Here is a 14758-nt window from a genome sequence, read left to right as displayed (position 1 = left end):
GTGACCCACAAGGGTTTGAATAGGCCGCACATCCTTTTTCGGGATGACAAGGCGGGCCGCGATGTTTTATTCGCGGCTCCGTCTTCGATGATCCGCGCCGATACACCAGACACATTCGAAGCAGCATGGGAGGCGATGCAACGCGCCCATGAAGCGGGCAAATGGCTTGCAGGCTATCTCTCCTATGAGGCAGGCTATCTGCTTGAACCCAAGCTGAAAGCGCTTCTGCCGGAAGGCCGCAAAGCCCCTCTCCTGTGCTTTGGCGTCTTCGATGGTCCATCGGACGATGTCTTGCATACACGCAGCGCCGACAACATCACCTATCTGCGCGAACCCGTCGCGCAATGGTCGCTCGACGACTACAAGCCTAAATTTAACCGCCTTCACCAGCATTTGCGCGAAGGCGATTGTTATCAGGGCAATCTGACATTTCCGGTTCATGCGCAATGGGACGGCGATCCGCTCGTGCTGTTCAACACGCTCGCAAAGCGTCAGCCGGTTCGCTATGCGAGCTATTGCGATCTGGGTGGGCCGATCATCCTGTCGCGTTCACCGGAACTCTTCTTTGAAGTGGATGGCGAAGGCTATATCGAAACACATCCGATGAAGGGCACCATGCCGCGCGGTGCCACCCCTTTTGAGGATGAAGCCAACCGCCAGTTCCTGATGAACGATCCTAAAAATCAGGCGGAAAACCGCATGATTGTTGATCTGCTGCGCAACGACATTTCATTGATCAGCGAAGTGGGATCGCTGGATGTGCCTGAACTTTTCCGGGTCGAAACTTACCCGACCGTTCATCAGATGATCAGCCGCGTGCGCGCAAAGCTTAAAAGCGATCTGCCGCTGCGCAAGATTTTTGCAGCCCTTTTCCCCTGTGGCTCCATCACCGGTGCGCCGAAAATAAGCGCGATGGAAATCCTGCGCAGGCTGGAAAGTGGGCCACGTGATATTTATTGCGGCTCGCTCGGTTGGATCGAACCGGGCGGACGTATGCGGTTCAATGTTGCCATCCGCACGATCTCGCTTCTTGAGCAAAATCGTGCAATCTTCAATGTCGGGGGCGGTGTGGTCTTCGATTCCACAGCGCAAGCGGAGTATGAGGAATGTCTTCTGAAAGCACGGTTCGCGACGGGACAGCGACCAGCCATGCGGAACCAGACTATCAACTGATCGAGACCATGCGCTGGGAGCCTCTCTCTGGCATTCTGCGGTTTGATCTCCATATGGCGCGGCTTGAAAACTCAGCCCGGGAGCTCGGTTTTCACTACAACATGGAAGCGGTGCACCAGAAAATCGCCGAGATCAGCGGCGGTGAAAATCCGCTCAAACTGCGGCTGACACTGGCACCGGATGGCCATGTCGAGATTACCGCTTTTCCTTACGAACCACTGCCGGCGCAAACTGTCTGGCGCATCGCGGTCGCAAAAACACGCCTGAAGCACGATGATCCCTTGTTGCGTCATAAGACAACAAAACGTCAGGCCTATATTTCGGCTCGCGACGAATATTCACCGGCGGAAGTGGACGAAGTCATTCTGCTCAATGAGCGTGACGAAGTGTGCGAAGGCACCATCACATCAATTTTTCTTGATATTGGCGGCACCACCTGCATTACCCCTCCCCTTTCCTGCGGCCTGCTCGACGGCGTTCTGCGACGTGAACTTTTAAACAACAGCGTGGTTCAGGAAGGCGTAGTCACACTTGATGATCTTAGCCGTGCGCGCAACATTCTTGTCGGCAATTCATTGCGTGGCATGATCCGCGCTCAACTTCTATCCATATAAATTCGTTAAACACGTTTGCTGTCATAGGCTTGTGACGTTTCTTTCTTTCTATGAACCTGTGCTATCGTAGCAAAGTGAGCAGTTCCGCATATCGGAAATGCCAAGCGTTGCAGCCTTGCAGCAGGAGAGAGAAAAAATGGCGAAAGCGAAATGGCCAGTCTATGGCGAAATTACCGGCCCTCTTATCATGATCGGCTTTGGCTCGATCGGGCGCGGTACCCTGCCACTGATCGCACGCCACTTCAAATTCGACAAATCCCGACTGGTCGTCATTGATCCAAGCGAAAAGAACCGCAAAATTCTGGATGATCAGGATATCCGCTTCGTCAAGGAAGCGATCACCAAAGATAATTACAAAAAGATCCTTGGCCCTCTGATCAAGGAAGGCGAAGGCCAGCCGTTCATCGTCAATCTGTCGGTCGATACCGGATCGCTCGATCTGATGCGCTACAGCCGCGAACAGGGTACGCTCTATATCGACACGGTTGTCGAGCCATGGCTCGGTTTCTATTTCGATGCGGAAGCCGATAATGCTGCGCGCACCAATTACGCATTGCGTGAAACAGTTCGTACCGAAAAGCGCAAGAATCCGGGCGGTCCGACTGCTGTTTCCTGCTGCGGCGCCAATCCCGGGATGGTTTCATGGTTCGTCAAAAAAGCGCTTATCGATCTTGCCACTGAGCTCAAGCTTGAGTTTGAAGAGCCATCAGCCGATGACCGTAAGGGTTGGGCCAAGCTCATGAAAAAGGCAGGGGTTAAGGGTGTTCACATTGCTGAACGCGACACTCAGCGCGCCAAGGAGCCGAAGCCGTTCGACACATTCTGGAACACTTGGTCGGTGGAAGGTTTTATTGCTGAAGGTTTGCAGCCTGCCGAGCTTGGCTGGGGCACCCATGAAAATTGGAAGCCGAAAAACGCCCGCAAGCAGAAGAAGGGCAACAAGGCTGCAATCTTCCTTGAACAGCCCGGCGGCAATACCCGCATCCGCACATGGTGTCCAACCCATGGCGCGCAATACGGTCTGCTTGTCACCCACAATGAAGCAATCTCGATTGCCGACTTTTTCACCGTGCACAACAAGAAGGGCAAACTGGAATACCGCCCGACCTGTAATTACGCCTATCATCCAAGCAATGTCGCCATTCTTTCACTGGATGAAATGTTTGGCAGCGGCGGACGTGCGCAGGCGGTTCAGCATGTGCTTGAAGAAGACGAAATACTCGACGGCTCGGACGAGCTGGGCGTGCTGCTCTATGGCCACGACAAAAACGCCTATTGGTATGGCTCACAGCTGAGCGTCGAAGAGGCTCGCAAGCTTGCGCCTTACCAGAACGCAACCGGGCTGCAGGTTTCATCTGCCGTTTTGGCCGGTATGGTCTGGGCACTTGAAAACCCACAAAGCGGGATCGTCGAAACCGACGAAATGGATTACCGTCGCTGCCTTGAAGTACAGCTGCCCTATTTGGGACCCGTCAAAGGCTATTATACTGACTGGAACCCGCTGGAGGGTCGTGGCGTTTTGTTCGAAGAGGATATCGACACCAAAGACCCTTGGCAGTTCCGCAATATTCTTGTTCGCTGAGCCGTTCGAATGCCCGGCTTCGGCCGGGTTGCCGAATGCGACAGTTGCGCAACAGTCTTGCAATCCTGATAAAAGGGGCTTGTAATCGTGTGAATTTCCATACATCACACGATAAACACTCTTACGGAGAAGATGGACATGAAATCCTTCCGCATCATTGGCTCTACGGCAATCGTATCACTCGCGCTTGCAGGTTGTGTTGCGACTGGCCCAGTCGGTGGCGGCAATGTCCCTGTCGTTAATCGTGCGCCATCCGGTATTGATGGTTCATGGGTTGATCCGAATGGCATAGTCTCATCTTTCAACGGCGGTATTTTCGAAACCCGCGCGACCGACACCAACGAAAAGCTGGCCGAAGGCAACTATCGTTACCAGTCGCCGCAGCTCGTTGAAATCGATATGCGTTCCATCGTGCGCGGCACCTCATCCCGCGTCAATTGCGCGCTCGTTTCACAGAACCAGCTCAACTGCACGTCGTCTGCAGGATCGCGTTTCTCGCTGACCCGCCGCAGCTAAAAATCGTCTGAATGCAATCAAACGGCACACGCTTTTCGGCGTTTGCCGTTTTTATTTTATCGGGTTCCAGCTTAACGCCTTATAATTCAACCATACCCAGCGTTGTTAGGATTGTAATTTGTCTTTTTTTCTCTAGTTTTCCGTCAGCATAGGAACAGGAAGATGAATGAGATGGATAAAGTGACCACCACCCCAGCCAGCCATTCTGTAAAACAACCCAAAGTTGGTGTTTTACTGGTTAATCTCGGCACGCCGGACGGTACAAGTTATGCGCCGATGCGCCGTTATCTGGCCGAGTTCCTTTCGGACCGCCGTGTTATCGAGTGGCCTCGCATTTTTTGGTATCCTATCCTTTACGGCATTGTGCTCAGTGTGCGCCCGAAGCGTTCAGGCAAACTTTATGAACGCATCTGGAATTATGAAAAAAACGAGTCGCCGCTGCGCACATTCACGCGTGCCCAGGGCGAAAAACTCGCCATTGCCCTCAAAGATCATCCAAATGTGATTGTCGACTGGGCTATGCGCTATGGCCAGCCTTCAATTGAGGAAGTGACGGATCGCCTGCTCAAGCAGGGCTGCGAACGCATCGTTATGTTCCCGCTCTATCCGCAATATTCAGCAACCACCACTGCCACGGTGAATGATAAATTCTTTGAAGTGCTGATGAAAAAGCGCTTTATGCCAGCAGTGCGCACAATCCCTTCCTATGAAGTGGAGCCGGTCTATATTGAGGCGCTTGCGCAGTCGATTGAAAAGCATCTGGCAACGCTTGATTTCAAGCCGGAAGTCATCCTTGCCTCCTATCATGGCATTCCAAAAAGCTATTCCGACAAGGGCGACCCTTACCGCTCGCAATGCCTTGAAACCTCAAGGCTTTTGCGCGCACGCCTCGGCATGGACGACAAACAGTTCCGCTCCACGTTCCAGTCACGCTTTGGTCCCGAAGAGTGGCTACAGCCATACACTGACGAAACCGTTGAAGAACTGGCAAAGCAGGGCGTAAAATCAGTTGCCGTGCTCAATCCCGGCTTTGTGGTAGACTGTCTGGAAACCGTGGATGAGATCGGCCATGAAGCGGCCGAAGCTTTCCATGAGGCTGGCGGAGAAAATTTCAGCCACATACCGTGCCTTAACGATACCGAAGAAGGTATGAACGTTATCGAGACACTCGTGCGGCGCGAGTTGCAGGGCTGGGTTTAATTTAGGGGATTACATATGACTGGTTTTGACATCACGCTGCTGATTTTGGCGGCCCTTGTTCTTGCAACACTGTTCGCCGGCATCAAGACTGTACCGCAGGGCTACAATTACACAGTCGAGCGCTTTGGCCGCTACACACGCACATTGATGCCGGGCCTCAATCTCATTGTACCCTTTTTCGATCGTATTGGCGCGCGTCTCAACATGATGGAACAGGTGCTTGACGTTCCTACCCAGGAGGTCATCACCCGCGACAATGCCATTGTCGGTGTCGATGGCGTGGCCTTCTATCAGGTGCTCAACGCCGCACAGGCCGCCTATCAGGTTTCAAATCTGCAATATGCGATCCTTAACCTGACCATGACCAATATCCGCTCTGTCATGGGGTCGATGGATCTTGACGAGTTGCTTTCCAACCGTGATGCGATCAATGATCGCCTGTTGCGCATCGTTGATGAAGCTGCACATCCTTGGGGTCTGAAAATGACCCGCGTGGAAATCAAGGACATCAATCCGCCGCAAGACATTGTGACCTCGATGGCACGCCAGATGAAAGCCGAACGCGACAAGCGTGCACAGGTGCTGGAAGCCGAAGGCGACCGCAATGCGCAGATTTTGCGCGCTGAAGGTCAAAAACAGTCGCAGATTCTGGAAGCCGAAGGCAAGCTTGAGGCTGCAAAGCGCGAAGCTGAGGCGCGTGAGCGTCTGGCGGAAGCGGAGGCACGGGCGACCACGCTTGTTTCCGATGCTGTTTCGAGCGGCAATGTTCAGGCGCTCAACTACTTCGTCGCACAGAAATACACCGAGGCACTCGGCAATATCGCAAGCGCCAAGAACCAGAAAGTGGTTCTCATGCCGCTTGAAGCAAGCTCGGTGATCGGCTCGCTGGCTGGCATCGGTGCAATTGCCAAGGAAGTGTTTGGCGATGGCAGCAAGCCGGTTGATCCGGTTCCCACCGCACCTTCGCCGCGCTCGCGCAGCGTTCCCACCACGCGCAGTTAGTCAGGCAGGGCGTCATGATCATCCATTTCCTGTCGCAACTGGGGCTGTGGGGCTGGTTCGTCGCCGGACTCGTCCTGCTCATTCTGGAAATTATGGCGCCCGGTATTTTCTTTATCTGGTTTGGTCTTGCCGCGCTTGTGACCGGCATCTTTGCTTTTCTGCTCGGCTCACTCGTGGGCTTTGGCTGGCAATTGCAAACCGTGCTGTTTCTGGTTCTGGCGGTGGTTTTCGTGCTCGTTGGGCGTCGCGTTTTCGGCTTCAGCGGTCGTCAGGATGAGCCATTGCTCAATCGCCGCGGCGATCAACTCGTCGGCCAACGTGCGACCCTGACAGAGCCAATTGTCAACGGCCGCGGTCGTATGCGCATCAATGACACGACATGGCGTATCAAAGGCCCCGATTTACCGGCTGGAACCGAGGTGCACATCGTCTCATTTGATCCGGTCACACTTGAAATGGAAGTGGCTGCATAGCGGCCACTTCTCTTCTTTACGCAACACCAATACGAAGCAGATCGTGGAAGTGCACAAGGCCGATTGGCCGACTGTCTTCGACAACAATTAACGCGCCGATATGTTTCTCATTGATGAGGCTGAGCGCAGCGCTTGCCAGCATATTCTGGTCAACGGTTTTGGGCGTGCGTGTCATGATGTCATCAACGGTCAGCTCTGAAAGACTGCGGCTCAGATTGCGTGAAATATCGCCGTCAGTGATAATACCCGCAAGTTGTCCATCGTGCTCAACAACGATCACACAACCAAAGCTCTTATGGGCCTGAACCTTCATGGCATCCGGCATCAATGTGCCCACTGTGACCAGCGGCAGACGGTCACCCTTATGCATGATTTCCCGAACATGGACGAGACTCGCACCGAGCGAACCGCCCGGATGGAAGGTTTTGAAGTCTGTCGGCGTGAAACCACGGGCCTCGAGAAGCGCAATCGCCAATGCGTCACCAATGGCAAGCTGCATCATGGTTGATGTCGTCGGTGCAAGGCCGTGCGGACAAGCTTCCTGTGCCTTTGGCAAAAGCAGAACAACATTGGCCGCGCGTCCAAGCGCCGACTCCTCGCCTGCCGTAATTGCAATCAGCGGGATGCGGAAGCGCTGTGAATAATTGACAATGCCCTTAAGTTCGGCCGTTTCGCCCGACCATGAAATCGCAAGGATAACATCATCCGTACCAATCATGCCAAGGTCGCCGTGATTGGCTTCCGCCGAATGCACGAAGAATGCAGAGGTGCCGGTTGATGCGAAAGTCGCCGCAAGTTTGGAGCCAATGTGCCCGCTCTTGCCCACCCCGGTTACAACAAGGCGGCCTTTAGAACCGACAATCGTTCGCACGGCTTCTGCAAACGGTGCAGAAAGGCCATTGTCGAGCGCTTTTTCCAGCGCCACGAGACCCGCGTTTTCGGTTCTGATCGTGCGCAAAGCGGAGGCGATCAAATCCTCCGCAGGCGCGGTATTTTGTGTCGTATCAAGCTTTGTCATGACGCCAACGGTTAGCGCCTTCAAAGCTGCTTGTCCAAGCATTTGTTGCCGCACAATAGAGCCACGCAGAAAGCAAATCTCAATAAAGAATTAACCATGAACGTTTACCGTTCGCTTACCACGTTGCAACGAGTTGAAGACATTATGCTTTTTGCCAAATCCACACAGGGCGGCTTATCGCCTTTTGCCAGCAGGTTAACACGCCTGTTGCTGGCAGGCTGTGTTTTGGCAATCAGCAATTCGGTGGCGTTTTCGCAGGATACCCAACTCCGTGGCATTCTTGATGACGACAATCTGTCTGTCGTATCACCCGATCAGGCAACCCTCCGCGATGGTGATGCGTTTGATCCGAATGCGTCCGCTTCGGATGACATTGCAAACGAATCTTATACACCACCCGCCGAGCCACAGGCGCCCAAACCTAAACTGGTGACGCCCGTGGCTGAGGAAGAGCCGCAGCGCTTTCTTGCCACCGACAATATGCCCGTGGGTGCGGTTACAATTGAAGAGCAGGACAGCACCGGACGCGTCCGCCGTGAGAACTTGCCCGCTATCCCTGAACAGGGCCGGCGTTTGCCGCACGAGGCCGATCCGTTTGCGCCCGTGGGCATCCGCACAGGCAATTTCATACTGCGCCCCTCACTTGAACAAGGGATTCGCGCCACCTCCAATGGCGACAATAGCTCAACCGGTTCAAGTGCTGTTCTGTCCGAAACAACGCTCCGTCTGAAGGCTGAATCAGACTGGTCCCGTCATCAGGCAACGCTTGATGCCTCGGGCACCATGAGCAAATCCATCTCCGGGCAGGATGTTTCAGAGCCGCGCGTCGATGTTCGGGGCAATCTGCGTTTCGATCTAAGCAATGAAACAACTGTGAATGCGGGCGCAGGTTATAAATTGCGCCGTGAAAGCGCATCCAGCCCCAACGGCGTCACAGATGCTTTGAAGCGTCCGCTGGTACACACGATTAACGGCAGTCTGGGCATTGAGCGCGACACCGGACTGATTTTCGGTCGTGCAACAGGCCGCGTCGAGCATGAAACTTATGGCGATGCAGAACTTTCTTCCGGCGGCACCGTCAGCCAGAAAGATCGCGACAACACCTATTCCAGCGTAACATTGCGCGGTGGTTTTGCCATTTCGCCCGCGCTTAAGCCCTTTGCTGAGATTGAACTGGGCAAGCGTATTTTTGATGAGCGTATAGACAGCAACGGCTATGAGCGCAGCGGATCACAATATGCCTTGCGCGGCGGCCTGATGTTTGATCGCGGCGAAAAGTTCAATGGCGAAATTTCGGCAGGCTATATGCGCGCCAACAGCGATGATTCCCGTCTTGGCAGCATCAGCGGCCCATCGCTTGCAGCCAGCATCCAATGGTCGCCACTGCGCGGCACCGATGTGCAGCTTTTTGCACAAACCTTGGTCGACACCTCCACGACGCCCGGCGTTTCCGGTGCGCTTCTGCATCTTGCAAGCCTTGAGGTGACGCGGCACGTGCGCTCAAACCTGAGCTTCAACGGCAAGCTCGATCTGAATGTCCGCGACAACAAGGATGGCACAGGAACAGATTACACAATCGGCGCACAGATTGGTGCGACCTATTGGATTAACCGCTTTGTCGGCATTGATGCACGTCTGCGACATGAGTTTCAAACCAGTCAGGTTTCCTATCGCGAATATCACGCCAACAGTGTTTATGTCGGCATGAAAGTGCAGCGATGAAGCGCATGTAAAGCCCTCCGCTCCGAGGCCCTCGCATGAATTTATAGCAGCATAAAAAACCCCGCCTTCATTGCTGAAAGCGGGGTTGATTGATTCTGCCGACGGCTCAGCCTATTCCGGCTGAATGGTCTTGAGCAGATCGGCAATCGAAAATTCGACCGTTGGGCGGATATCCTTGCGCCAAAGCGCAAAAGCCACATTTGCTTCGATAAAGCCTGACTTGGAACCACAGTCAAACGTCCGGCCGTGATAATCAAAGCCATAGAATTTCTGCGCATCGGCAAGCTTGAGCATGGCATCGGTCAGCTGGATTTCATTGCCGGCACCTTTTTCCTGCTTGCTCAGCAGCTCAAAGATTTCTGGCTGAAGAATATAGCGGCCATTGATATAAAGATTGGAAGGTGCCGTTCCCTTGGCTGGCTTTTCAACCATCTGGTTGATTTCAAAGCCACTACCGATGGCATTGCCCTTGCCGACGATGCCGTATTTGTGCGCTTCGTCAGGATCACATTCCTGCACGGCAATCACATTGCCACCGGTCTGCTCATAAAGCTCGACCATTTCCTTGAGGCAGCCTTTCTTCGACTGCATGACCATATCTGGCAGTAACAATGCAAAAGGCTCGTCGCCAACCAGTTCGCGCGCACACCAGACCGCATGGCCAAGGCCAAGTGGAACCTGCTGGCGGGTAAAGCTGGTGGTGCCTGGCTGCGGCTGCAATTCCTGCAGATGCTCAAGCTCCGCTTTCTTGCCGCGCTCGGCAAGCGTGGAATAAAGCTCAACCTGCGCGTCGAAATAATCTTCGATGACAGCCTTGTTGCGTCCGGTGACAAAAATCAGATGTTCGATACCGGCTTCGCGAGCCTCATCCACCACATACTGGATCACGGGCTTGTCGACGACGGTGAGCATTTCCTTGGGGATGGACTTGGTCGCTGGAAGAAAGCGGGTGCCGAGACCGGCGACTGGGAAAACTGCCTTACGGATTTTGCGGATCGAACTCATTCGTCTCCTCGATTTGTTAAAAACAACAGGGCGCTATCAAAGCATTGAAACCACTGCATTTCAATTAGGGCGCTTTCATTAAGAAAGGACGAAATTCCGCCTTTTTCCTTATCACATTCAATAACCCGGCCTTAATGTTACTTGATTCAAATATTTTACAAAATTTCCGGCAATTTCTTTGGTGTAAGCTCGATGGTAAACCAAATGCTAACCCGAAGGCTTTAATTTTAGCGTTACGAGAGTCGGCCCCAAATTCAACACTGGATAGTATTATCAACTTAATGCAATCTGAATGACACAGGCTCGGCAGGAAAGGCAACTCGCCGTTCAACACGGCAGCAATATGATTGCAGAAGGGAAACACAGAATGCTGCGATTTCCATTCACTCTGGGACGAGGAATGCGCGCCAGGATTACGGCAACCGTTGCGGTTGCAATGCTTGCGTCTGCGCTGACAACAGGCAGCGCTTTCGCCGATGCCAATTTCAGAAAATGGGTTTCTGGTTTCCGCACCACCGCGGTTCAGAGCGGCGTATCGCCGTCGATCTTCGACCGCGCGTTCAGAGGCGTCGATTCACCTGATCCCGAAGTGCTGCGCAAAGCCCGCTTTCAGCCTGAATTCAACGAACCTGTCTGGAGCTATATCGACAACCGCGTGAATGAGCATTCCGTGGCTGTGGGCCAGAGCATGGCGAAAAAATGGGGTCCGTGGCTTCAGCGCATCGAACAGCGTTTCTCGGTTGATCGCAACATCCTGCTTGCTATCTGGTCAATGGAAAGCAATTACGGTGAAATTCTCAAGCGCGACGATGTGATGATGGATACGATCCGTTCACTGGCAACGCTTGCCTATGCCGATCAGCGCCGCGCCAAATTTGCCCGCACGCAGCTGATCGCCGCGATGAAAATTCTCCAGACAGGCGATATTGATCGCGGCCACCTGACCGGCTCATGGGCGGGTGCAATGGGTCACACGCAGTTCATTCCGACCAGCTATCAGGCCTATGCAGTTGATATTGATGGCAATGGCAAGCGTGACATTTGGAATTCAGTTCCCGATGCGCTTGGCACCGCTGCCAATCTTTTACATCGCAATGGCTGGCAGCCGGGGCGTACCTGGGGCTATGAAGTCGTGCTTCCGGCAGGGCGCAAATTCCCATCCGGCTCTCTCAGCGCCGCTGAATGGCAGAGGCTTGGCGTCGTTCGCGCCAATGGCCGCCCCTTCCCCGATGCCAATGAAAAAGTCACGTTGAAGGTCCCCGATGGCCGTCAGGGTCCAGCCTTCCTGATGGGCAAGAACTTCTTCGTCATCAAGCGCTATAACAATGCTGATAAATATGCGCTGGCCGTTGGCCTGCTCGCGGATCGTATTGGCGGTTATCAAGGCCTTCGCCAGGACTGGAACCGTCCTTTCACGCCAATCACCATGAACGAGCGTGAAGAATTGCAGACGCATCTCAAGGCGCTCGGCTATTACGATGGCAAGATTGACGGTAAAATCGGCTCAACATCGCGCAAAGCGATTGAAGCTTTCCAGCAGCGCAATGGCCTACAGCCAGACGGACATCCAAGCGCTGAAGTGCTTTCGGTTCTCCGCCGCCGCTAAAAGCCGCGTTAAAGCAAGGGAGCGTACATTGGTGTACGCTCCTTTTTCTTTCTGGCAAAGGACGCTACTATTCCGCAAGCAGGAAGGTAAGGCCAATGCAGCCACAACGGTTCAAATATTCGATTGGCAACATCGTGGCGACGCTGTTCATTGCCTTTTCGATGGTGCTGACAGCCCTTTCTCATGCATCGGCACAGGAACGCCCACGCACGATTTTCGACCTGCTGTTTGGATCAAAAAAGGCACAGCCCCAGCAACAAATTGAACAGCCCAAACCCAAGCGCACGCGTCCGGTAAAACCGAAGCGAGCGCCGAAGCCTGCAAGTTCCGCAACCCGCCCTGCCCCAGCGCCTGCACCTCAGCCTGAAGTGAATTTCGTCGAAAAAAAGCCCGATGCTAAAAGAGTCCTCGTGGTTGGTGACTTTATCGCTAATGGTCTTGCAGAAGGGCTTGATGTGGCCTTTGCAGACGATCCAGACATACGGATTGTAACGCGTATCAATGGCTCCTCCGGCTTTGTGCGCGACGACCATTTCGACTGGCCCGCCAATATCGGCACCATTCTCGAAGAAGAAAAGCCCGATGCGGTGGTCGCCATGATCGGCTCAAACGACCGACAGGCAATCACAACGAAAGGCCAGAATCTTGCCCCGCGCTCACCCGAGTGGACAGCGGAATATCAAAGCCGCCTTTCCAGTTTCACAAAGCAGATCACAGACAAGAACTATCCGCTGATCTGGGTCGGACAACCGCCGTTTCGCCCCCGTGGCATGTCGCAGGATATGCTTGCCCTCAATGAGATCTATCGCACCACCTCCGAAGGGGCTGGCGGAAAATTTATCGACGTATGGGATGGCTTCGTGGATGAGGATGGCAATTTTAGCCAGACCGGCTTCGACATTAATGGCCAAACGGCGCGTTTGCGCAGCAATGATGGTATCAACACCACCACGGCAGGCAAGCGCAAGCTCGCTTTCTATGCAGAGAAACCTCTCAAAGCGCTGTTCGGTGACAATCGCGACAATCAGCAATTGCTGCCAACTGCGGAAAAACAAGACCCTTCCAAGCCGGTCGATCGCATCGCGCCGGTGAGTCTGCGCGATATCGACCATGACAAAAGCGGTATCTTGCTGGGTGGAACGCTGGCCCCTCACAAGACGAATAAAGAAAAGTCGGCAAAAGAACAAAAATCCATGCCGGGAAGAGCCGATGATTTTTCGTGGCCGCGCACTAGCGTAAATCCCTGATTACGCAACTTAGTTAATGCCTATCAAAAAGGAATATTGCTGAAAAGCCGTGAAATATACGGTACTTCTAAGCCTAAATGTTGAATTTCACAGAGTTCACTTTTGAGACGGCCTCGTTTATCACAAATGCACGCGGCCTGACAAAACGTTGGGCGCATGCGTCTATATTGCATAAGAGGCATCTGAATGAATATTGCATCGAAGCCTCCCGTTGAGAACAACCGGGAGGAGGAACCCCATCTTGCACGCAACCTGTCCAACCGACATCTCCAGCTGATCGCCATTGGCGGTGCGATCGGCACGGGCCTTTTCATGGGGTCAGGGAAGACGATCTCGCTCGCCGGACCATCTATTCTGCTGGTTTATGCAATCATCGGCTTCATGCTGTTTTTCGTGATGCGTGCACTGGGTGAAATCCTTCTGTCCAATCTCGAATATCGTTCATTCGCTGATTTCGCAGGCGACTATCTCGGCCCATGGGCACAGTTCTTCACCGGCTGGACCTACTGGCTCTGCTGGATTGTAACCGGCATTGCCGATGTTGTGGCCGTCTCGGGCTATGTCTCGTTCTGGTATCCCGATCTGGCTCTGTGGATTCCCGCACTTGGCCTAATTGGTGTCTTGCTGCTGCTGAACCTGCCAAATGTGCGCAACTTCGGTGAAATCGAGTTCTGGTTTGCGCTGATCAAGATCGTGGCAATCGTCGCCCTTATTTTGGCAGGCGCCTATATGCTGATCACGAATTTCACGCTGCCGAACGGCACGCAGGCTTCGGTCACGCATCTCTGGGCCAATGGCGGCTTCTTCCCAAAAGGTTTCTTTGGCTTTGTGGCTGGCTTCCAGATTGCGGTTTTCGCTTTCGTGGGTATCGAGCTTGTTGGTACAGCTGCCGCTGAAACCGAGAACCCAATGCGCAATCTGCCAAAGGCCATCAACTCGATTCCGATCCGTGTTGTGCTTTTCTACGTCGGTGCGCTGTTCGTGATTATCACAGTTATTCCATGGGATCAGGTTGATCCAGGCTCAAGCCCGTTTGTGGCTATGTTCTCGCTGGCCGGCCTTGGCATTGCCGCTCATGTTGTGAACTTCGTGGTGCTGACGTCTGCAACATCGAGCGCCAATTCCGGCATCTATTCGACATCGCGTATGATCTATGGTCTTGCAACATCGCGTCTCGCCCCGCAGACGCTCGGCAAGCTGAACAGCCGTAAAGTGCCCGTGAATGCGCTATTCTTCTCCTGCATCTTCCTTCTTGCAGGCGTTGTGCTGCTTTATGCAGGCCAGAGCATCATCGAAGCCTTTACCATCGTCACGACGATTTCAGCGCTTCTCTTCATCTTCATCTGGTCAATTATTCTGGCTTCTTATCTTCAGTATCGCCGTAAGCGTCCTGATCTGCATGAAAAGTCAACATTCAAAATGCCGGGCGGCCGCGCTGCCGTTGCCATGGTCTTTGCCTTCTTTGCCTTCATTCTCTGGGCGCTGGCACAGGAACCGGATACGGCGGTTGCTCTGAAAATAACACCTGTTTGGTTTGTGCTCTTGGGCATAATCTATCTGGTAATTCGCAAAGACCGCCAGAAGAGCTAACACAAAGATA

At 53.6% G+C, this 14758-nt stretch carries 13 protein-coding genes; 11 read left to right on the top strand and 2 right to left on the bottom strand.

Annotation, left to right across the window (positions count from 1 at the left end; genetic code table 11):
• The 7 genes from ABE530_RS14960 to ABE530_RS14930 all read left to right on the top strand — a co-directional run bounded on the left by ABE530_RS14960 (position 1) and on the right by ABE530_RS14930 (position 6560).
• Complete coding sequence (locus ABE530_RS14960) at positions 1 to 1173, top strand: aminodeoxychorismate synthase component I (protein ID WP_499695032.1); 1173 nt, start codon at positions 1 to 3, stop codon at positions 1171 to 1173.
• Positions 1107 to 1787 (top strand): aminotransferase class IV family protein, encoded by a 681-nt coding sequence (locus ABE530_RS14955; RefSeq protein WP_265986792.1) that lies wholly within the window; start codon positions 1107 to 1109, stop codon positions 1785 to 1787. The genes ABE530_RS14960 and ABE530_RS14955 overlap by 67 nt, the downstream gene beginning before the upstream one ends.
• 136 nt (positions 1788 to 1923) lie before the next feature.
• Positions 1924 to 3369 (top strand): homospermidine synthase, encoded by a 1446-nt coding sequence (locus ABE530_RS14950; RefSeq protein ID WP_499695031.1) that lies wholly within the window; start codon positions 1924 to 1926, stop codon positions 3367 to 3369.
• Positions 3370 to 3507: 138 nt separating this feature from the next.
• Positions 3508 to 3885, top strand: a complete 378-nt coding sequence (gene omp10 / locus ABE530_RS14945; RefSeq protein ID WP_265986831.1) for an outer membrane lipoprotein Omp10 — start codon at positions 3508 to 3510, stop codon at positions 3883 to 3885.
• A 162-nt stretch (positions 3886 to 4047) separates the two neighbouring features.
• Positions 4048 to 5085 (top strand): ferrochelatase, encoded by a 1038-nt coding sequence (hemH, locus tag ABE530_RS14940; RefSeq protein WP_265986789.1) that lies wholly within the window; start codon positions 4048 to 4050, stop codon positions 5083 to 5085.
• A 15-nt stretch (positions 5086 to 5100) separates the two neighbouring features.
• The gene (locus ABE530_RS14935) at positions 5101 to 6087 is read left to right on the top strand and encodes an SPFH domain-containing protein (RefSeq protein WP_265986787.1); all 987 of its coding nucleotides are present in this window, start codon (positions 5101 to 5103) and stop codon (positions 6085 to 6087) included.
• Between the two features lie 14 nt (positions 6088 to 6101).
• The gene (locus ABE530_RS14930) at positions 6102 to 6560 is read left to right on the top strand and encodes an NfeD family protein (protein ID WP_396997340.1); all 459 of its coding nucleotides are present in this window, start codon (positions 6102 to 6104) and stop codon (positions 6558 to 6560) included.
• A 16-nt stretch (positions 6561 to 6576) separates the two neighbouring features.
• Here ABE530_RS14930 and ABE530_RS14925 read toward each other — a convergent pair whose 3' ends face one another.
• Positions 6577 to 7578 (bottom strand): KpsF/GutQ family sugar-phosphate isomerase, encoded by a 1002-nt coding sequence (locus ABE530_RS14925; protein ID WP_499695072.1) that lies wholly within the window; start codon positions 7576 to 7578, stop codon positions 6577 to 6579.
• A gap of 144 nt (positions 7579 to 7722) precedes the next feature.
• Between ABE530_RS14925 and ABE530_RS14920 the strand changes: the two genes are divergently transcribed.
• Entirely contained in the window at positions 7723 to 9300 is a 1578-nt protein-coding gene (locus ABE530_RS14920) for an outer membrane beta-barrel protein (RefSeq protein WP_499695071.1), read from the top strand.
• Between the two features lie 111 nt (positions 9301 to 9411).
• On the opposite strand, the gene galU is transcribed toward ABE530_RS14920, so the two are convergent.
• Positions 9412 to 10305 (bottom strand): UTP--glucose-1-phosphate uridylyltransferase GalU, encoded by an 894-nt coding sequence (gene galU, locus ABE530_RS14915; RefSeq protein WP_265986783.1) that lies wholly within the window; start codon positions 10303 to 10305, stop codon positions 9412 to 9414.
• Positions 10306 to 10672: 367 nt separating this feature from the next.
• Between galU and ABE530_RS14910 the strand changes: the two genes are divergently transcribed.
• The 3 genes from ABE530_RS14910 (at position 10673) to ABE530_RS14900 (ending at position 14748) form a co-directional block, all read left to right on the top strand.
• Positions 10673 to 11911 carry a lytic murein transglycosylase gene (locus ABE530_RS14910; protein WP_499695030.1) on the top strand — a complete coding sequence of 413 codons (1239 nt, stop codon included), beginning with the start codon at positions 10673 to 10675 and terminating at the stop codon, positions 11909 to 11911.
• Positions 11912 to 12006: 95 nt separating this feature from the next.
• The gene (locus ABE530_RS14905; protein ID WP_499695029.1) at positions 12007 to 13158 is read left to right on the top strand and encodes an SGNH/GDSL hydrolase family protein; all 1152 of its coding nucleotides are present in this window, start codon (positions 12007 to 12009) and stop codon (positions 13156 to 13158) included.
• A 186-nt stretch (positions 13159 to 13344) separates the two neighbouring features.
• Positions 13345 to 14748 carry an amino acid permease gene (locus tag ABE530_RS14900; RefSeq protein WP_499695028.1) on the top strand — a complete coding sequence of 468 codons (1404 nt, stop codon included), beginning with the start codon at positions 13345 to 13347 and terminating at the stop codon, positions 14746 to 14748.
• The last annotated feature ends 10 nt before the right edge of the window (positions 14749 to 14758 follow it).

It is taken from the genome of Brucella sp. TWI559, from assembly GCF_039674265.1.
Taxonomy (GTDB): Bacteria; Pseudomonadota; Alphaproteobacteria; order Rhizobiales; family Rhizobiaceae; genus Brucella; species Brucella chromiisoli.
This window is presented reverse-complemented; position numbering and strand designations above follow the sequence as displayed.

Bases quoted from the DNA above. Each gene is read 5' to 3' on its own strand.
- ABE530_RS14955 (WP_265986792.1), top strand. From the start codon at position 1,107: ATGTCTTCTGAAAGCACGGTTCGCGACGGGACAGCGACCAGCCATGCG.
- ABE530_RS14950 (WP_499695031.1), top strand. From the start codon at position 1,924: ATGGCGAAAGCGAAATGGCCAGTCTATGGCGAAATTACCGGCCCTCTT.
- omp10 (WP_265986831.1), top strand. From the start codon at position 3,508: ATGAAATCCTTCCGCATCATTGGCTCTACGGCAATCGTATCACTCGCG.
- hemH (WP_265986789.1), top strand. From the start codon at position 4,048: ATGAATGAGATGGATAAAGTGACCACCACCCCAGCCAGCCATTCTGTA.
- ABE530_RS14935 (WP_265986787.1), top strand. From the start codon at position 5,101: ATGACTGGTTTTGACATCACGCTGCTGATTTTGGCGGCCCTTGTTCTT.
- ABE530_RS14930 (WP_396997340.1), top strand. From the start codon at position 6,102: ATGATCATCCATTTCCTGTCGCAACTGGGGCTGTGGGGCTGGTTCGTC.
- ABE530_RS14925 (WP_499695072.1), bottom strand. From the start codon at position 7,578: ATGACAAAGCTTGATACGACACAAAATACCGCGCCTGCGGAGGATTTG.
- ABE530_RS14920 (WP_499695071.1), top strand. From the start codon at position 7,723: ATGCTTTTTGCCAAATCCACACAGGGCGGCTTATCGCCTTTTGCCAGC.
- galU (WP_265986783.1), bottom strand. From the start codon at position 10,305: ATGAGTTCGATCCGCAAAATCCGTAAGGCAGTTTTCCCAGTCGCCGGT.
- ABE530_RS14910 (WP_499695030.1), top strand. From the start codon at position 10,673: ATGCTGCGATTTCCATTCACTCTGGGACGAGGAATGCGCGCCAGGATT.
- ABE530_RS14905 (WP_499695029.1), top strand. From the start codon at position 12,007: ATGCAGCCACAACGGTTCAAATATTCGATTGGCAACATCGTGGCGACG.
- ABE530_RS14900 (WP_499695028.1), top strand. From the start codon at position 13,345: ATGAATATTGCATCGAAGCCTCCCGTTGAGAACAACCGGGAGGAGGAA.